16 protein-coding genes are annotated in these 18,068 nt (G+C 50.3%); 13 read left to right on the top strand and 3 right to left on the bottom strand.

Annotated elements, in window-relative coordinates:
- The first annotated feature begins 114 nt into the window (after positions 1–114).
- Positions 115–1,308, top strand: coding sequence for a M20 aminoacylase family protein (locus tag QUF18_RS16330; RefSeq protein ID WP_289388340.1), 1,194 nt, complete (start codon positions 115–117; stop codon positions 1,306–1,308).
- A gap of 99 nt (positions 1,309–1,407) precedes the next feature.
- Here QUF18_RS16330 and QUF18_RS16325 read toward each other — a convergent pair whose 3' ends face one another.
- A complete protein-coding gene (locus tag QUF18_RS16325) occupies positions 1,408–2,172 on the bottom strand; it encodes an AraC family transcriptional regulator (protein ID WP_289388339.1) in 765 nt (254 codons plus the stop codon).
- A gap of 165 nt (positions 2,173–2,337) precedes the next feature.
- Here QUF18_RS16325 and QUF18_RS16320 point away from each other — a divergent pair, with 165 nt between their 5' ends.
- Together QUF18_RS16320 and QUF18_RS16315 are read left to right on the top strand one after the other, a co-directional pair.
- Positions 2,338–3,300, top strand: coding sequence for an alpha/beta hydrolase (locus QUF18_RS16320; RefSeq protein ID WP_289388338.1), 963 nt, complete (start codon positions 2,338–2,340; stop codon positions 3,298–3,300).
- A gap of 19 nt (positions 3,301–3,319) precedes the next feature.
- The gene (locus tag QUF18_RS16315; protein ID WP_289388337.1) at positions 3,320–3,928 is read left to right on the top strand and encodes an FMN-binding negative transcriptional regulator; all 609 of its coding nucleotides are present in this window, start codon (positions 3,320–3,322) and stop codon (positions 3,926–3,928) included.
- 35 nt (positions 3,929–3,963) lie between these two features.
- On the opposite strand, the gene QUF18_RS16310 is transcribed toward QUF18_RS16315, so the two are convergent.
- Positions 3,964–4,380, bottom strand: coding sequence for an Lrp/AsnC family transcriptional regulator (locus QUF18_RS16310; protein ID WP_221723071.1), 417 nt, complete (start codon positions 4,378–4,380; stop codon positions 3,964–3,966).
- Between the two features lie 254 nt (positions 4,381–4,634).
- Here QUF18_RS16310 and QUF18_RS16305 point away from each other — a divergent pair, with 254 nt between their 5' ends.
- From QUF18_RS16305 to QUF18_RS16285, 5 genes are all read left to right on the top strand, one after another.
- A complete protein-coding gene (locus QUF18_RS16305; RefSeq protein WP_289388335.1) occupies positions 4,635–5,411 on the top strand; it encodes an ABC transporter substrate-binding protein in 777 nt (258 codons plus the stop codon).
- Positions 5,412–5,568: 157 nt separating this feature from the next.
- On the top strand, positions 5,569–6,216 hold the full coding sequence (locus QUF18_RS16300; protein ID WP_289388334.1) for an amino acid ABC transporter permease: 648 nt from the start codon (positions 5,569–5,571) through the stop codon (positions 6,214–6,216).
- Between the two features lie 11 nt (positions 6,217–6,227).
- A complete protein-coding gene (locus QUF18_RS16295; protein WP_289388333.1) occupies positions 6,228–6,884 on the top strand; it encodes an amino acid ABC transporter permease in 657 nt (218 codons plus the stop codon).
- Entirely contained in the window at positions 6,881–7,645 is a 765-nt protein-coding gene (locus tag QUF18_RS16290; RefSeq protein WP_289388332.1) for an amino acid ABC transporter ATP-binding protein, read from the top strand. The genes QUF18_RS16295 and QUF18_RS16290 overlap by 4 nt, the downstream gene beginning before the upstream one ends.
- Positions 7,646–7,769: 124 nt before the next feature.
- Positions 7,770–9,449 carry a M20/M25/M40 family metallo-hydrolase gene (locus tag QUF18_RS16285; protein WP_374807186.1) on the top strand — a complete coding sequence of 560 codons (1,680 nt, stop codon included), beginning with the start codon at positions 7,770–7,772 and terminating at the stop codon, positions 9,447–9,449.
- A gap of 74 nt (positions 9,450–9,523) precedes the next feature.
- Here QUF18_RS16285 and QUF18_RS16280 read toward each other — a convergent pair whose 3' ends face one another.
- Positions 9,524–10,606: an AraC family transcriptional regulator gene (locus QUF18_RS16280; RefSeq protein WP_289388331.1), complete on the bottom strand. Its 1,083-nt coding sequence runs from the start codon at positions 10,604–10,606 to the stop codon at positions 9,524–9,526.
- A 121-nt stretch (positions 10,607–10,727) separates the two neighbouring features.
- Between QUF18_RS16280 and QUF18_RS16275 the strand changes: the two genes are divergently transcribed.
- Genes QUF18_RS16275 through QUF18_RS16255 form a run of 5 tightly spaced genes read left to right on the top strand, consistent with a single transcriptional unit; the run spans position 10,728 to position 18,055 of the window.
- The gene (locus QUF18_RS16275; RefSeq protein WP_289388330.1) at positions 10,728–11,900 is read left to right on the top strand and encodes an isovaleryl-CoA dehydrogenase; all 1,173 of its coding nucleotides are present in this window, start codon (positions 10,728–10,730) and stop codon (positions 11,898–11,900) included.
- A 12-nt stretch (positions 11,901–11,912) separates the two neighbouring features.
- The gene (locus tag QUF18_RS16270) at positions 11,913–13,517 is read left to right on the top strand and encodes a carboxyl transferase domain-containing protein (RefSeq protein WP_289388378.1); all 1,605 of its coding nucleotides are present in this window, start codon (positions 11,913–11,915) and stop codon (positions 13,515–13,517) included.
- Between the two features lie 7 nt (positions 13,518–13,524).
- Positions 13,525–14,316 carry an enoyl-CoA hydratase/isomerase family protein gene (locus tag QUF18_RS16265; protein WP_289388329.1) on the top strand — a complete coding sequence of 264 codons (792 nt, stop codon included), beginning with the start codon at positions 13,525–13,527 and terminating at the stop codon, positions 14,314–14,316.
- A gap of 4 nt (positions 14,317–14,320) precedes the next feature.
- A complete protein-coding gene (locus QUF18_RS16260) occupies positions 14,321–16,330 on the top strand; it encodes an acetyl/propionyl/methylcrotonyl-CoA carboxylase subunit alpha (RefSeq protein WP_289388377.1) in 2,010 nt (669 codons plus the stop codon).
- Positions 16,331–16,363: 33 nt separating this feature from the next.
- A complete protein-coding gene (locus tag QUF18_RS16255; RefSeq protein ID WP_289388328.1) occupies positions 16,364–18,055 on the top strand; it encodes an AMP-binding protein in 1,692 nt (563 codons plus the stop codon).
- The last annotated feature ends 13 nt before the right edge of the window (positions 18,056–18,068 follow it).

The following is an 18,068-nucleotide window of genomic DNA, read 5'->3' as shown; positions in this document are numbered from 1 at the left end:
AGACAAAACCGGCGTGTTTTGCATATAGTGCAGTAGTTTGAGTCTCTGACCGCAATGCAGCATGCCTGCCGATAACCATTACAGGAGATCCCGTTCTTATAACGGGAGCAGACCATGACACAGTCCGATAATTTCGCCCGTCTCGCCGATCTTGAACCACGCCGTGAAGCGCTGGAAGAAATTCGCCATCATCTCCATGCTAATCCGGAGCTTTCTTTTGAAGAAGAAAAAACCGCTGCTTTTGTTGCAGATAAACTGGAAAGTTGGGGCTATGACGTCACGCGCAATGTTGGTGGTCATGGCGTTGTCGCTTGCCTGACCGTTGGCACCGGCGGGCGCAGCGTTGCGATCCGTGCGGATATGGATGCCCTGCCGATCTTAGAAAAAACCGGCCTGCCTTATGCAAGCACGGTGGCCGGTAAAATGCATGCCTGCGGCCATGATGGTCACACAACCATGCTGCTGGGTGCTGCGGAATATCTGGCGCGTACCAAAAACTTCAACGGCACTGTAACACTGGTCTTCCAGCCAGCTGAAGAAGCCGGTGAAATCAGCGGGGCGCAGGCGATGATCGCCGATGGTCTGTTCGAGCGTTTCCCGTGCGATGCGATTTTTGGCTTGCACAATCATCCGGGTGCACCGGAAGGCACAGTTCTCACCCGCTCAGGCCCGATCATGGCAGCGGCTGACACAGCCTATATTAAAGTTATTGGTAAAGGCGGTCATGCCTCCCGTCCGCATTTGACCGTTGATCCGGTGATGGTTGCCTGCAGTCTGGTGATGGCTTTGCAGACTGTTGTTGCCCGTAATATTGATCCGACAGAAACCGCGGTTATCACTGTCGGTGCTATCCATGGCGGCGAAGCATCCAATGTTATTCCGGATGATGTTGATCTGGCCGTGAGCATCCGCTCTTTCTCGCCTGTCGTGCGCGATCTGTTGCAAAAGCGTGTTTGCGAACTCACGGAGCAGCACGTGGCGGCCTATGGTGCGACTGCTGAGATCAAATATGAGCTGGGCTATCCGGTCGTAGTCAATTCTGATGCGGAAACCACTTTCGCGACAGAAGTTGTGCGCGAGCTGATCGGTGATGACAAGGTTTCAACCTGTCCGCTTATTCCGGGCAGTGAAGACTTCGCTTATTTCCTGCAGCATAAGCCAGGCAGCTTCCTGCGCCTTGGTAATGGCGTGGATTCAGCCGTGTTGCACAATCCGAAATACAACTTCAATGATGCGAACCTGCCTGTTGGCGCAGCGTTGTGGGCGCGTCTGGCCGAACGCTATCTGGCTGCCGGTGGCAATAGCTAAAACGACCGCGATAATACGTGAAAGATAGAAGGTGGTTCGCCACCTTTTATCTGTAATTTCATGCTCTTAGCATTGAGTGTAAAGCAGAATTGCTACACATCATTGTTTATCTTTCCGGCTATAACGGGTCGGGGATGTGCCGAAAAACTTGCGAAACATTGCGATAAACGCACTGACGCTTTCATAGCCGAGCCGAAAGGCAATATCAGTTACACTATGTCCGCTATCCAGCAAGGACAGTGCTTCCATCAGCCGGATTTGCTGCTTCCATGTGGTCAGGCTCATGCCGGTTTGCTCACGAAACATGCGTGTGAAAGTTCGCCGTCCCATTGCCGCATAAGACGCCCATGCATCCAGATCGCGCGGATCGGACGGTTCTTCGCTAATAGCCTTACAGACCCGCAATAAACGCGGATCAGACGGCATTGAAACACTGTAGGGCGCGGCAGGCATGGCTTTAAGCTCTGAGATCAGTAGTTCCGCAATCTTCATATCGCGCTCACCCGCAGGTTTGCTGCGGTCAAAGGATACGACTTCGACAATTAACGCACGTAGAAACTCTGATATTTCCATCAGGATACAACCGTCCGGCAATTCCGCGCTGTTCTCAAAGTAAAGTGTGCGCAGAGCAACACTGTCACGGCACGAGACCTCATGTCCCATTCCCGCCGGTATCAGTAATGCCCGTTGCGGCGGCACCGTATATTGCGCGGCAGTGGTGGAAACAGACATCACACCGGTAATGGCATAAAGCAGTTGCGCGCGCTCATGGCTGTGCCATGCATCGGTAAAACCGGCGCTATATTCATCAGACAGGCCGATGACCGGACAACCATTATTTTTTAAATCGCTCGAATGCTTCATTTGTGACACATATCCGCCAGACAGAGTGCCAAATAAGCACAAATCCGGCCTAAAAACGAGCGCTTTGCCCGAGATACATATTTTTTGGCCCTTTTTCGATAGAAGCAAAACAATCGATTGCCGATGATTATCCCATAATGATTTTATAATGAATGGGAAATTGGTATGCTGGCCAATAATCAATCGGGTGACGGCACGGATATTGATCCGGATATTCGGGAGTTCATTCGCATTACCTCGCAGGACTACATGCGTTTTGCCGGTGACGATCCTGCCAGTATTGCGCAGCGCCGTCTTACTGCCGAAAAAGTGCGCGAACCTTGGGTTCAGGGTGGCCCTGTGATGCACAGCACGCAGGATCTGAGACTGGACACAATCGGTGTGCGAATCCGTATTCATAAAAATTGTGCAGAGCGGGCAAAGGGGACGCTGCTTTATATTCATGGTGGCGGCTGGGTTATTTTCAGCATGGATACCCATGACCGTCTGATGCGCGAATATGCAGCACGCAGTGGTCTGGACGTCGTTGGTATCGATTACAGCCTGTCACCGGAAAACCGTTATCCGACAGCGCTGAACGAGATTTCTGCCACTATCGACTGGCTTAAAACCCATGGCGAGCAATATGGCCTGAATGTTGATCGCCTTGCCATCGGCGGGGATTCCGTCGGTGCAAATATGTCTTTAGCTACAAGCATAGCTATGCGTGATCGCGGCACGCCTTTAGATGCGATGATCCTGAGCTATGGTGCTTATGATACCGAACATCGGTCTTCTTATGACCGGTTTGACGGGGTGAATTATATGCTCACATCTCAGGAAATGGTCGGTTTCTGGCAGGACTATCTCGGCAGCCAGCCGATAGAAACAGCACCGCTTGCGCGACCAATCCATGCTGATCTGGCCGGTCTGCCGCCTGCATTTTTATGTATTGCGCCTTGTGATGTGCTGGCAGATGAAAACTACGCACTGGCCGATAAATTGAAGGCTGCGGGTGTTGATACCACCAGTGTGGTCTATACCGGCGCGACCCATAGTTTTCTGGAAGCCGTGTCCATTTCCTGCCTTGCAGATCAGGCGCTGAGTGATGCCTCAGGCTGGTTGAAACACCTCTTCAATAAAGTATAAAAAACAGAGTAACCGACTTATGGCCGATCTTTTTTCAAAATGGACTTATGCCGATATCCGCGATCTGATTACGGATTACCCAATGGCGTCCATTATCAGTGCTGGTGTTACAGACAGCGCTGATATCTCTGTCAGTGAAATGCCGATGTTGCTGGATATAGATGCTGACGGCCTGCCGGTTAGCTTGCTCGGGCATTTCCCATTAAGGAACCCGCATTATGCGGTGTTGAAAGAGCAACCGCGCGCGGTTTTCAACTTTCACGGGCCGAATGATTATGTGTCACCAGCCTATGCCGGTAAAAGCGATTGGGCGCCGACATGGAATTTTGCGACAGTGCGGATTGTTGCGGACGTGTATTTTGATGATGCTCTGACTGATGAGGCTCTAGAGCGTGTTGTTGCGCATATGGAGCGCAATCAGCAAGAACCGTGGAACCTGTCGGCTCTCGGTGCGCGTTATGAAAAATTACGCAGCGGTGTCATGGGCTTCCGCGCACAAATCCGCTCTGTTTCCGGTCGTTTCAAACTCGGGCAGGATGAAAATGACACCGTGTTTGAAAGCATCCTGAACCAGCACAGTAATGATCCCCTGTGCCAATGGATGATCCGTATGCGAGGTCGTCAATGAATTTATTGACTGGGCGGTTACTCGTATCAACGGATTTATGCGGGTCCCAAAAACAAATGGGTTTCGGTTTTGGCTATCCCTTCCATTGCACGCACCGTGGTCACCAGACGATGAAACTCGTTCATGTTGGGAACTTCGATTTCAGCGATGAGGTCCCAGCTGCCGTTGGTGATATTCAGTGCAGCAAAACCAGGGTTTTTACGCAAGCTCGCAATTGCATTTTTAATGTTTCGTCCAGTCAGCTCGACCATCATAATCCCTTTGATCATATCGGTGGGGCCATGATCTTTAAGGCGAACGGTGAAACCGGCAATCATACCGGAGGCGATCAATCGCTCCATCCGGCTTTGCACTGTTCCGCGCGCGACACCGAGAATACTGGCGAGGGTCGGAATGGACGCACGGGCATTGATACGCAATTCAGAGATAAGGCGTTGATCCAGATCGTCCATAATACCTGCTAATTGACTATTTAAACAATTTGCTGACTATAACCGCAAAATAATGCGTTATTCTATACATAATTGACGTTTTCGCTGATCGTATGGTTCGATAGCGTGGTGTTAACAAGAAAACCGGATAAGCTTCTGACTTATAAACGGTCAAGGGAATATTCGGATATGATATCGGGCTGTCAGCAAAATTTATCAGGTTAAGGCAAGCCTGTTTATCGCAACTTTGCCGATTTATTAAAAATGGGGAATTTATGAAAACGTTTTTATCTTCTGTTATCGCTGCCGGTATCGGTGCATTTCTGGCTTTGACACCAGCCGCACAGGCTGATGATCTGGATGCTATCAAGAAAAGCGGTGAACTACGTGTCGCTATGAGTGGTGTATTCGCGCCGTTCAGCTTTGTTGATGAGAAAAATGAAGTTGTCGGCTTCGACGTCGATATCAGCAATGAACTTGCCAAACGTCTTGGCGTAAAGCCGGTTATCATTACCACTGCTTTTGACGGTATTATTGCAGGTCTTCGCGCAGGCAAATTTGACACTGTGATCGGCAGCATGAGCATTACGCCGGAGCGCGAAAAAGCCGTTGATTTTGCCGGCCCTTATTATCGTGGCGGACGCGGCGTGTTTGTGGCTGAATCTTCGCCAATCAAGACACTGGAAGAATTGCAGACAAAAACGCTCGGTATCATTCTTGGTGAAACCAGCGATAAATGGGCACGCGAAAAAGGCGGCTGGACCATTCGTACCTATAAAGGCATTCCTGAATTGCTGCTTGAACTGCGCGCAGGTCGTGTCGATGGTATTGCGACCGATGATATTCCTGTGCTGATCGCGATCAAAAATGGCAATGAAAAGGTTCGCCAGCTCGATACGCCGGAACTTCAGGGTTCGGACAATGTTGGTATTGCGATCCGCAAAAACAATCCTGAACTCAAGGCTGCACTTAATAAAGCACTTGATGATATGAAAGCCGATGGCACCTACGAGAAAATCTCGACGAAATGGGTTGGTCGCGACATTCGTTAATCGCACAATTCAAGCCGGAGACCAGTTTTGAACTCCGGCTTTTGTTTTGAAAATATTGACTTTTCATATGTGTATGGCCGGTTTTGAAACAGATTTTCATAAGTGTCGTTGTGCCGTACCATTTTTATGATGCGCGATTAAAGAGATTGGGGGATCGATGGATTTCTCGTTAATGGCGGAAGTGTTCCCGTTTTTCGTGAATGCCGCTATTGTCACTATTCATATTTCAGCATGGGCTTTTGTCATTGGCATTACAGTCGGTGCGATTGTAACCGCTGCCAAACTGTCCCGTTTCTGGCCGGTGCGTTATCTCGGCATTGCCTATGTCAGTGTGTTTCGCGGCACACCATGCCTGCTGCAATTATTCGTCTTGTATTTTGGCGGACCACAGATCGGGTTGAATTTCGACCCGTTTGTTGCCGGTGCGATCGGCCTCGGGCTTAATATTGCCGCCTATATGGCTGAAGCCATGCGCGGTGCAATTCTGACTGTTGATGGCGGGCAGGCCGAGGCTGCACGGTCCATCGGTTTCAGCCGCGGACAGGCGATGTTCTATATTGTGCTGCCACAGGCCGGACGGTTGATGATCCGTTCTATCGGTGTGAACACGATTATGCTGGTCAAAGGTTCTGCCCTTGTTTCTGCTATTTCCGTGGTTGAGCTGACCTATACTGCACAGCGCTTTATTGGCTCGACCTATCGTCCGTTTGAAATTTTCGGTGTTGCTGCCGCAATCTACATGGTGCTGATTTATGTCATCTCGCGCTTTGTCGATTACGCTGAAGCCCGCTTTGCGCTTAAATAAAGGGTGATTTCATGGAACTCGATTTCTCCATCGTCCCGCCCTATACGGAATTGTTGCTGACCGGATTTTACTGGACACTGATCATTGCTGTATCGGCAGGGATTGTCAGCTTTATCGGCGGCATTCTTTTTGCTCTGCTGGTGCTTTATGCGCCTGCGGTGGTTCGCTATCCGCTGCGTTTCTTCATGTGGCTGTTCATGGGCACGCCTCTGCTGTTACAGTTGTTTTTGCTCTATTACGGGCTGTCGCAAGTCGGCATCAATATCCCCGCATTATGGACAGGTATTATTGGTCTCGGACTGCACTTTGCTGTTTATAATGCCGATATTTTCCGTACCTCTATTCTGACTGTCGATGTTGGTCAGACAGAAGGTGCGCGCTCCATCGGCTTCAGCAATGTGCAGACATTGCGCTATGTGATCGTGCCGCAAGCCGTGCGTAATGCTCTTCCGCAAGCGGGTAATAATCTGATTGCACTGCTCAAAGATACGGCGATTGTTTCTGTTCTGGGTATTACGGAACTCGTGCATGCATCCCAGCAGGCGATCAGCGAAACCTACAGCCCGTTTGAATTCTACATCACCGCAGCTGTGATGTTCTACATCCTTAATCTCATCCTCGAAGCCGGCCTGCATTGGATGGAAAAGAAAGTGGAGGCCTATCGATGAGCGATAGCAAACCAATGGTTGAAGTGCGCAATGTCCATAAGGCCTATGGCGCACTGGAAGTTCTCAAAGGTATTGATCTCTCGGTTGAGCGTGGCCAGATCATCGCGATTATCGGTCCCAGCGGTTCCGGGAAAAGCACGCTACTGCGTTCCATCAATCATCTTGAAACCGTAAATTCCGGTGAAATTCTGCTGGACGGTGTACAGGTCAATCAACCGCTGAGTGGCCGCGCTTTTGAAAACCATATCAATTTTGTACGCCAGCAAATGGGTATGGTGTTTCAGCATTTCAATCTGTTTCCGCATCTTAACGTGATGGATAATATCACGCTCGGACCGATTAAGCTGAAGGGCAAATCCAAGCGTGAGGCACAGGAACTGGCAGTCTCATTGCTTGAGAAAGTCGGACTGGCGGACAAAGCAGAAATGTATCCGTCGCGCCTGTCCGGCGGGCAGAAACAGCGCGTGGCTATTGCCCGTGCCTTGGCGATGCAGCCTAAAGTGATGCTGTTTGACGAGGCCACTTCCGCACTAGATCCCGAATTGGTGGAGGAAGTGAACTTGGTGATGAAACAACTGGCACAAGAGCATATGACAATGCTGATTGTGACCCATGAAATGCGTTTTGCCAGTGAAGTCGCCGACAAGGTTCTGTTTATGGATAAAGGTGTTGTTGTCGAACAGGGCAAACCTGAGGATATTTTCACCAATCCGCAGAATGAGCGCACCAGAACATTCCTGAGAAAACATCTTAATCAGTAAGTGAAATCAGACCGGTCACAATAGTTTCGATTGAAGCTGTTGTGACTGCCCCCTTAACGCATCTCCTGACCAACCTGTTTTTGATGAAGAACGGGAACGGGGAAATTATAAGTTGAGAAAAATCGTGACAGCATTCAACACAACTGAACTCAATGCATGGCAGCCTGCAGAGCGCGTTCGAGAACTGTCTTACCAAATGGTGCGATGGCCGAGCGAAACCGGAACTGCAGGTGAGGCTGAATTCGCACCGAAATTGGTCGAGCTGCTGCGTAAAATTCCTTATTTTCAGGCCAATCCTGATGATATTGCAGTGATCGACAGCCACGGCTCTCCGATGACGCAAAATGTCGTTGCAGTGGTGCGCGGCCACGGCCGTAAAGCACTGGCTTTTGCCGGTCATTATGACGTTGTTGAAACCGGTAATTACCGCGATCTCAAACATCTGGCATTTGAGCCGGATGCCTTACTGGAAGCCTTGCTGGCCGATCTGACCAGCAGACCGCTTGCGCCAAATGAAGCGAAGGCGCTGAGCGATTTCCAAACCGGTGATTTTATTCCGGGACGCGGCATGCTGGATATGAAAAGTGGTGTTGCAGCGGGCATTGCGGTGCTGGAACATTTCTCCTCTAAACAGGATCGCGAAGGCAATCTGCTGCTATTTGTAACACCTGATGAGGAACGTGGCTCGCGCGGTATGCGCAGCCTGCGTGACGCTTTACCTGCTCTTATGCAGCGCTGGAATTTGGATATTGCCGCAGGCGTCAACCTTGATGCCACAAGCGATCAGGGTAACGGTTCAGAAGGCCGTGCAATTTATCGCGGGACAATCGGTAAACAATTGCCGTTTGCCTTTGTTGTCGGCAAGCCATCCCATGCGGGCTATCCGTTTGAAGGGATCAGCGCGCATCTGATCGCCTCGGAAATTATGCGTGCGGTGGAAGCCAATGCGGACTTGAGTGACACTGAGGGCAATGAAGTTTCACCACCGCCGATCTGTCTGGAAGCACGCGATTTCCGTGGTGGATATGAGGTAACAACACCTGAGCGCACCTGGATTGCGTTTAACTGGCTGGCACATTCCCGCTCGCCGGAAGCTTTATTCCAGCATTTCCAAACTATCGTCGGTGATGCACTGAACCGTGCAATCGGTCATTTTAACGGTCATGCACAGGCCTACGCTAAGCTGTTGGGAACAGAGCAATCGGCAAGCGATCATGAAGGCCGTGTGATGACAGTTGCCGAGTTGCGTGCAGAGGTGATCCGTATCGGTGGTGATGCGGCTCTCAAGCGCATTGAGGAACTGGAGCAGAAACTGTCAGTCCATGACAATCCGCTGCTTTTGACCCGCGAACTCGTTGACCGGATGGTTGTTGAAGCACGCATTACCGGCCCGACAGTGATTATCGGCTTTGGCAGTCTCGTTTATCCGCATGTGCATATGGGCAATGAAACTGCGCTGGAGCGTGATTTCAGTACGGCGCTGGATGCTGCACGCCAGACGATTGAGCAGAGGTTTTCTACGACCATCAAATATCGCGATACTTTTGCCGGTATCTCGGATATGAGCTTCTTCGGCTACAAACCGGATGCTGCTGATAGTCAGGTCGTTTCTGAGAACACACCGGCAGTGCAGTTTATTGATCAGGTGCCGGCTGATGCGCTGACTTATCCGGTCGTCAATATCGGTCCTTGGGGGCGCGAATATCATCAGCGGCTGGAACGTGTTTATGCGCCTTATGCCTTTGATACTTTGCCAAAATTCCTTGATGAAATCGCAATGCACGTTCTTTCATCCGGTAAGTAGTATAAATGAAAGACTGCCTTCTAAATTAGAAGGCAGTCAGTTGCTGCTATATCCTATGCCGATCCCGATTGTATTTATTTAGCTGCTTGTAGCCGCTTTCTGAACATGCTCGGTGTTTCATTGGTCGCATTGTGAAATGCTCGGGAAAAACTTTTCTCGCTTCTGAAGCCTGCAATAAAAGCCACTCTTTTGATCGGTTGTGTTGTCCGCGTAAGGGCTTCTTTTGCCTGTTCCATCTGAACTTGTTTTTTAAGCTGTCGTAAGGATGCTCCCTCAACTGTAAGGCGGCGGTGCAAGGTGCGTATGGAGAGATTAAACAAAGCTGCCACATCTTCTGCAGATGGCAGTTCTGTTTTTGCCATGCGTAATAAACGCCTCACCTGACTGGTTAGCCTGTGTTCATTTTTATAGGGCAGAACGGTGAGGGGTAATGCGCGCTTCAACATAAGGTTGATCGCGGCCTCGTCGCGTTGCAGTGGCTGCTCCAGATAATGTTTGCTGAAGTGAATCCGTGCATGTGACGCTGAAAAATGCAGATTTGGTGAAAATAGCTTACTGTAAACATCAGAGTAGGCTGGAGGAGCGCAGGGAAACTCGGCTGAAACCAAAGGGATTTTTTCATCAATTGCCCAGCAGGCAAAACCAAGAATATAGCGCAGCAGCGTGAGAAGGCAGAATGCTCGAAAATCTCCTAGATCACGCGTTTCAGTGATTTCTATCGAAGCAGTTTCATCTGTGACATTCAGGGTCAGAAAAATATCGTCGGTAAGCAGGCGGTGATGCCGTGTCCAGCGATGCAGGGCTATGCCAAGTGTGGGTGCACCAAGCGATGCACGGCATAGCATGCCATAAGTTCCCCACGGTAATTTGCGTGAAAACCAACCCAGAGCCTCATCATCAAGCTCTTGCATGGCCTCCCAGTTAAAATCTTCAAATTGTTCGGTGGTTACACGGGCATCTGTTTTTTGAACGGAATCTGGCCGGATTTGCGCCTTTGACAATGCTCGTGCCGGATCCATGCCATATTTGGCATAAGCCAGCAAAATGCAGCGTACAAAGTCCATTGGTACGACTTGAGGCGCAAAGGAGGGCGCAACCGGAGCCACGGCCGGAAGTGTGTTTCCGGTGGAGCAAGGAACCGAAGAAACAGATGTCATAATTTATTCTGTGCCTTTATGGCCGATTTTGCAACCTCTCTGGCAAGACAGGCACCGGCTTTTGCATCACACTCATCTCACAAAAGGTGGAATACACAACTGCAGCTTGGGAGGGCCGTTCTTGATAATTCCGAGCCTCGATTTTCATTTTGACGATGAGATTACGCAACTACGCGATAGCGTGCGTGCATTTGCGCAGACAGAAATTGCCCCTCATGCGGCATTGATCGACCGGAACAATATGTTCCCCGCTAATTTGTGGAAAAAACTCGGAGCAATGGGGCTGCTCGGCATCACCGTCCCGGAGGACTACGGCGGTGCGTGTATGGGCTATCTTGCGCATATCGTGGCAATGGAGGAAATCTCCCGTGCCTCTGCCTCTGTCGGACTTTCTTACAGCGCTCATTCAAACCTCTGTGTCAATCAAATCCGCCGTCATGGCACTGCGGCGCAGAAGGCCAAATATCTGCCGAAATTAATATCAGGAGATTATATCGGTGCTTTGGCTATGTCGGAGCCGGATGCAGGGTCCGATGTCGTGTCAATGAAACTGCAAGCGCAGAAGCGTGGCGATCATTACATTCTGAATGGTTCGAAAATGTGGATCACCAATGGTGGTGATGCAGATATTCTCGTGGTTTATGCGAAAACCGACCCGCAAGCCGGACAAAAGGGCATCACCGCTTTTCTCGTTGAAAAAGGTGTCAGCGGTTTCAGTCACGGAGCGCATCTGGACAAGCTCGGGATGCGTGGTTCCAATACATTTCCGCTCTATTTCGATCAGTGTGAAATCGCAGAAGAGAATGTTCTTGGTGGTGTTGGTCAAGGCGTTCAGGTTCTGATGTCTGGCCTTGATTATGAGCGAGCGGTCTTAAGTGGCGGGCCGCTTGGTATCATGGCAGCCTGCATGGACCTGACGCTGCCTTATATGCATGAGCGCAAACAATTTGGGCAGCCAATTGGTGATTTTCAGCTGATGCAAGGTAAGCTGGCCGATATGTATGCGGGCTGGCAGGCAACACGCGCGTATATTTATGCTGTTGGTGCGGTTTGTGATCGTAAGGATCATGCACGCAGTCTGCGTAAAGATGCGGCAAGTGCCATTCTTTATGCGGCCGAAAAAGCAACCTGGATGGCGGGGGAAACGATACAGGCTCTGGGCGGTTACGGCTATACCAGTGACTGTGCCGCCGGAAGGCTTTGGCGCGATGCTAAGCTGTATGAAATAGGCGCAGGCACATCAGAAATCCGCCGTATGCTGATCGGGCGGGAACTCATGACCGAAACCAGATAGCCGGAGTTCATGATGAGTATCCTTAAAACCAACATCAATATGCGCAGTGAAGACTTCATCAGCAATCGTGATGCTATGCAGGCACAAGTTGAGGAGCTACGCGCGCGCAGCGCGATTATCTGCACTGGCGGCGGCGTTGCGGCGGCGGCACGGCACAAAGCAAGGGGCAAGTTACTGGCGCGGGAGCGCATAGACCAACTGCTTGACCCCGGCGCCGCTTTTCTGGAAATCGGGCAATTGGCGGCCAATGGTCTTTATGACGATGACGCACCGAGTGCAGGCATTATCGCTGGCATCGGCATGGTCTCAGGTGTGCAATGTGTCATCATTGCCAATGATGCGACAGTTAAAGGCGGCACCTATTATCCGCTGACAGTGAAAAAACATCTGCGTGCGCAGGAAATCGCCGAACAAAACCATCTGCCATGTATTTATCTGGTAGATTCCGGTGGCGCATATTTGCCAAAACAGGATGAGGTTTTTGCCGATCGGGATCATTTTGGCCGAATTTTTTACAATCAGGCGAATATGTCAGCCAAAGCTATTCCGCAAATAGCCGTTGTCATGGGGTCATGTACGGCTGGTGGTGCTTATGTGCCTGCAATGTCGGATGAAACAATCATCGTGCGTAATCAGGGCACAATATTTCTTGGTGGGCCGCCTTTGGTAAAAGCGGCGACTGGAGAGGTGGTAACAGCGGAAGATCTTGGCGGTGCGGATGTGCATACCCGACTTTCCGGTGTTGCCGATCATTTGGCCGAAAATGACGCGCATGCTCTTGGCATTGCCAGACGTGTGGTCGCAAATCTCAATCTCAGTAATAAGCCCGATCTTTTCAAAGAGAGTGAAACGCCGCTTTATGATGCGCAAGATTTATACGGGATTGTTTCGGCTAACTTGCGTCACCCTTATGATGTCCGCGAGATTATTGCACGATTGGTTGATGGCTCACGGTTTGACGAATTTAAAGCCCGTTACGGCACAACGCTTGTGACGGGTTTTGCGCAGATTTACGGAACAACTGTTGGTCTGGTCGCAAATAACGGCATTTTGTTTGGAGAATCCGCCCTGAAAGGCGCGCATTTTATCGAGCTATGCGCACAGCGGCATATTCCGTTGGTTTTTTTGCAAAATATTACCGGCTTCATGGTTGGCCGGAAATATGAAAACAGCGGAATTGCCAAAGATGGTGCCAAGATGGTCACGGCTGTCGCAACGGCTCAGGTTCCTAAAATTACTATGCTGATCGGCGGTTCTTTCGGTGCCGGTAATTACGGTATGTGCGGAAGAGCCTATTCGCCGCGTTTTCTGTGGTCGTGGCCCAATAGCCGCATTTCGGTGATGGGCGGCGAGCAGGCAGCCAGTGTGCTTGCCCGCGTGCAACGTGATGCTTTGGAGGCGCGTGGTGAAAGCTGGAGCCAACAGGAGGAGGATGTGTTTCAGGCGGCAATCCGTGCGCAATATGAAACGCAGGGTAATCCTTATTATGCGACTGCCCGCATGTGGGATGACGGTATTATTGATCCTGCACAGAGCCGACGTGTTCTCGGGCTTTCTTTAGCGGCAGCAATGAATGCGCCGGTCAAAGAAACCAAGTTTGGTATTTTCAGAATGTGAGCCAGTCATGTATGAATTTCTCGAAATCACCCGTGCGGGTTCTGTCGTTACACTCTGGATGAACCGCCCGCAGCAGCATAATGCTTTTAATGCTGTGATGATTGCAGAGCTGACAGATGCTTTCACGTGTTTGAGTGCTGATGACAGCGCGCGGATCGTGATTTTAGCCGGGCGCGGTAAAAGCTTTTCGGCAGGTGCTGATCTTGATTGGATGAAGGCCGCAGGTGAGGCTGGTTTTGACGATAATCTTGCCGATGCGCATAAATTGGCACAAATGTTTCGTATCTTAGCGGAAATGCCTAAGCCAACAGTGGCGCGGGTGCATGGTGCAGCGTTTGGCGGTGGTATGGGGCTGGTTGCAGCATGCGATATCTGCATCGCGTCCACGGATGCAAGATTTGCCACATCTGAAGTGAAATTCGGCATTATTCCGGCTGTTATCAGCCCCTATGTGATACGGGCAATCGGCTCGCGTCAGGCTTCACGGTATTTTCTTTCAGCAGAGACGATAAGCGCCGCAACCGCACAGCACATTGGCCTTGTTCATGAAGTGGTACAATCATCTGCGCTTGATACCAGTATTGATGAGCTGGTTCGTAGTCTGATGAGCGGCGGGCCGCGCGCGCAAGCCGCTGCAAAAATGCTGATACGTGACGTTGCCGAAAAAGCCATGAGTGATGCACTGATGCAGGAAACGGCACAGCGTATTGCCTCGTTGCGTATGGATGCAGAAGCGCGTGAAGGGCTTCGTGCCTTTCTCGATAAACGATCCCCTGACTGGATGCACGAGGCGCAATGAGATGATGTTTGACAAGATTCTAATCGCAAATCGCGGCGAGATTGCGTGCCGTATTATCAAAACTGCCCGCCTTATGGGCATCAGAACTGTTGCCGTATTCTCGGATGAAGACGCTCAGACACGCCATGTCCGCCTTGCCGATGAAGCTGTTTATATCGGTGCTGCAACTGCCAAGGAATCTTATCTTGATGGCGGGAAAATTATCACAGCTGCATTATCGACCGGAGCGCAAGCTATCCATCCGGGTTACGGATTTCTCTCGGAAAATGAAGCTTTTTGTGTGGCCTGTGCGCGTGCCGAATTGGTATTCATCGGCCCCTCTGCCTCAGCCATGCGCATTATGGGAGCAAAATCAGAAGCAAAAAAGCAAATGGGAGGTGCAGGCGTTCCCCTGACCCCCGGCTATCATGGCGATGAGCAGAGTGTTGAACGATTACGCAGCGAAGCAGATGCAATTGGGTATCCGGTTTTGATAAAGGCATCTGCCGGTGGTGGTGGCAAGGGTATGCGTCTGGTTGAGCGACGCGAGAATTTTGCTGAAAATCTATCCGCCTGCCAGCGGGAAGCCCAAGCTGGATTTGGTGATGATCATATCCTGATTGAACGCTATATCACGCCCGCTCGGCATATAGAAATTCAGATATTCGGTGATACGCACGGTAATTATATCTCGCTGTTTGAGCGCGATTGTTCGGTACAACGCAGACATCAGAAAGTTGTCGAGGAAGCGCCTGCGCCCCATCTTGCCCCCGAGCAGCGCCGCCTCATGGGGGAGGCTGCTGTCAATGCCGCGCGGGCGATACAGTACACCGGAGCGGGTACCGTTGAGTTTATCGTGGCGCCCGATGGTCAGTTCTATTTCATGGAGATGAATACCCGTCTTCAGGTGGAACATCCGGTGACGGAGATGATAACGGGGCTTGATCTTGTGGAATGGCAATTGCGTGTAGCGGCAGGAGAAACATTGCCGCTCGGCCAAGAGGCATTATCCTTGCGCGGTCATGCGATTGAGGCACGGATTTACGCGGAAGATCCTTCTCACGATTTTATGCCGTCGGCTGGCCGACTGGTGCATTTCTCTTTGCCGGAAGAAAGCGCTCATGTGCGTATCGACAGGGGCTTTGAGGAGGGCGACAGTATCAGCCGGTTCTATGATCCGATGATTGCTAAACTGATTGTCTGGGATGAAACACGCGATAAAGCGCTGGCACGTATGCAGCGGGCGCTAGCGGATGTTCAAATTGCGGGCATAGCCAATAATATTGATTTCCTCTCACGTCTTGTCCGTTGCCCTTCTTTTGTGCAGGCGCAGCTTGATACAAGCCTGATAGAGCGAGAAAGCGCGTTTCTGTTGGCTGACAAGCAATCACCGCCTGCCGAAGTGTTTTTATTCACGGCCTTGGCGCGGCTTATGAGCGAAGCAGGGCAAACTTGCACCTCACCATTGTTCGGATTAAAAGATGGCTTTCGGTTGAATACTGAAGCCAAATGTAATTTGAGCTTCCGTTGTAACGGTATTTCTGAAACTGTTATTGTTACTTATCGCGATAGCGGGTTTCGGTTACAGACCGGTGAGCTTGACGTTATCGCACAGGCTACCTTGGATCAAAATAACCGCATCATTGCTATGATCGACGGATGGCGAAAAACATTTAATTTTGCTAATATAAATAATACATTTCATATTTTTACGCAGCATCAAAGCTGGAAGCTGGAATGGCTTGATCCGCTTGATGTTCTGGTTGAAAGCGCAGCACCAAATGAGGGGCTGCTTGCACCAATGCCGGGAACTGTCACTGCCTTGCTTGTTGATGAGGGGCAGCACATTGAAAAAGGCACACCGGTACTGATTGTTGAAGCGATGAAGATGGAACTTAAGCTCTTTGCGCCAGCCGCCGGATATGTGCGGGCTTACCGCTGTGCCGTGGGAGATCAGGTGAGTGAAGGCATTGAGCTGGTGGATTTTGAGGCTGATGAAACAAGTGCGTCGATAAAAGAAAGTACAGAACGATAAAGATGCTGCGCTCTAAAAACAGAAGGAGCGGAAGTGGGCGAAAAACTGAGCATTGTAAAAGGAACGACGGGCAGACCGCTGATAGAAACCACAATTGGCCGGTTTTTCGACGACGCCTGTTTGCGGTATGCTGCAATTGATGCTCTTATTTCTGTGCATCAAAATATACGCCTGACTTATGCCGAGCTGCGGCAAAAAACCGACGCACTGGCATGTGGCTTTTTACGCCTTGGTCTGAGGTGCGGAGATCGGATTGCGATCATTTCACATAACAATGCGGAATGGGTTCTGACGCAATTTGCTGCCGCTAAAGCGGGCTTGATCCTCGTCAATATTAACCCTGCTTATCGCTTAGCAGAGCTGGATTTTGCGATTGGTAAAGCTGGTTGCAAAGCGATTATTCTGTCGCCTTGTTTCAAAAGCAGCGACTACCTTACAATGATCACCACACTGGTGCCGGAAATTCCAAATGCGGACCCGCTTAATCTGCATTCAGAACACTTTCCCTTTCTGAAAAAGGTTATTCGTTTAGGCGAAGAAAAAACGTCAGGGATGATCAATTTCGCGGATTTGTTTATACCGCCGCAAGCTACGGAGCTCGAAGCTCTGCAAGTGATCGGTGCTGGTCTTAACGCCACAGATCATGCCAATATTCAATTTACATCCGGCACAACCGGCTCTCCAAAAGGTGCGACCCTCACACATCGCAATATACTCAACAATGCACAGTTTGTGGGCGATGCAATCGGTCTTACTGCCGGAGAGCGGCTTTGTATTCCCGTTCCTTTGTATCATTGTTTTGGCATGGTGATGGGAAACCTCGCATGTCTGACACATGGCGCGACAATGATCTATCCTGCGGCTTCCTTTGAGCCGGAGGCTGTGTTGCAAACCGTGCAGAATGAGCACTGTAGCGCACTTTACGGTGTTCCCACGATGTTCATCAGTGTGCTGAACCACCCCGAATTTGCAACATATGATGTCTCAAGTCTACGCACCGGTATTATGGCAGGTAGTCCGTGTCCTGTCGAAGTGATGAAGCGTGTCATTGAAAACCTGCATATGAAGCAGGTCACGATTGCCTATGGTATGACGGAAACATCGCCCGTATCCTTTCAGAGCAGCATTGACGATACGGTTGAGTGCCGTGTTACAACTGTCGGACGGGTGCAGCCACATTGTGAAGTTAAAATTATTGATGGTGAAGGCAAGATTGTACCGCGTGGTGTATCTGGAGAATTATGCACGCGGGGCTATCTCGTGATGTACGGATATTGGGACGATCCCGAGCAGACCGCAGCGGTTATAGACCGTGATGGCTGGATGCATACTGGTGATCTTGCGGTCATTGATGGTGAGGGTTACTGCAATATTGTCGGGCGTATTAAGGATGTTATTATCCGCGGCGGGGAGAATATTTATCCCCGTGAGGTAGAGGAGTTTCTGTTTCGCCATCCTGTAATCAAGGATGTTCAGATTGTGGGTGTGCCTGATAAAAAATACGGTGAAGTCGTATGTGCCTGGATTATTCTCCATGATGGCGCGGCTTTAACGCCTGATGATCTTCAGGCCTTTTGTGAGGGGCAGATCGCCCATTATAAGATTCCGCATTATGTGAAATTTGTTGATAGTTTTCCGATGACTGTAACCGGAAAAATTCAAAAATTTATCATTCGCAGGCTTATGATGCAGGAGCTTGGCCTTGAGGAACAGCATACGGCTTAAAAAATAAGGTGTC

This window comes from Pseudochrobactrum kiredjianiae (assembly GCF_030362795.1).
Lineage (GTDB): Bacteria > Pseudomonadota > Alphaproteobacteria > Rhizobiales > Rhizobiaceae > Pseudochrobactrum > Pseudochrobactrum kiredjianiae.
Note: the sequence above shows the minus strand (reverse complement) of the source record. Positions and strands in the feature narration are given on the sequence as shown.

Coding starts and splice junctions, on each gene's coding strand:
- QUF18_RS16330 (WP_289388340.1), top strand. CDS start 115: ATGACACAGTCCGATAATTTCGCCCGTCTCGCCGATCTTGAACCACGC.
- QUF18_RS16325 (WP_289388339.1), bottom strand. CDS start 2,172: ATGAAGCATTCGAGCGATTTAAAAAATAATGGTTGTCCGGTCATCGGC.
- QUF18_RS16320 (WP_289388338.1), top strand. CDS start 2,338: ATGCTGGCCAATAATCAATCGGGTGACGGCACGGATATTGATCCGGAT.
- QUF18_RS16315 (WP_289388337.1), top strand. CDS start 3,320: ATGGCCGATCTTTTTTCAAAATGGACTTATGCCGATATCCGCGATCTG.
- QUF18_RS16310 (WP_221723071.1), bottom strand. CDS start 4,380: ATGGACGATCTGGATCAACGCCTTATCTCTGAATTGCGTATCAATGCC.
- QUF18_RS16305 (WP_289388335.1), top strand. CDS start 4,635: ATGAAAACGTTTTTATCTTCTGTTATCGCTGCCGGTATCGGTGCATTT.
- QUF18_RS16300 (WP_289388334.1), top strand. CDS start 5,569: ATGGATTTCTCGTTAATGGCGGAAGTGTTCCCGTTTTTCGTGAATGCC.
- QUF18_RS16295 (WP_289388333.1), top strand. CDS start 6,228: ATGGAACTCGATTTCTCCATCGTCCCGCCCTATACGGAATTGTTGCTG.
- QUF18_RS16290 (WP_289388332.1), top strand. CDS start 6,881: ATGAGCGATAGCAAACCAATGGTTGAAGTGCGCAATGTCCATAAGGCC.
- QUF18_RS16280 (WP_289388331.1), bottom strand. CDS start 10,606: ATGACATCTGTTTCTTCGGTTCCTTGCTCCACCGGAAACACACTTCCG.
- QUF18_RS16270 (WP_289388378.1), top strand. CDS start 11,913: ATGAGTATCCTTAAAACCAACATCAATATGCGCAGTGAAGACTTCATC.
- QUF18_RS16265 (WP_289388329.1), top strand. CDS start 13,525: ATGTATGAATTTCTCGAAATCACCCGTGCGGGTTCTGTCGTTACACTC.
- QUF18_RS16260 (WP_289388377.1), top strand. CDS start 14,321: ATGTTTGACAAGATTCTAATCGCAAATCGCGGCGAGATTGCGTGCCGT.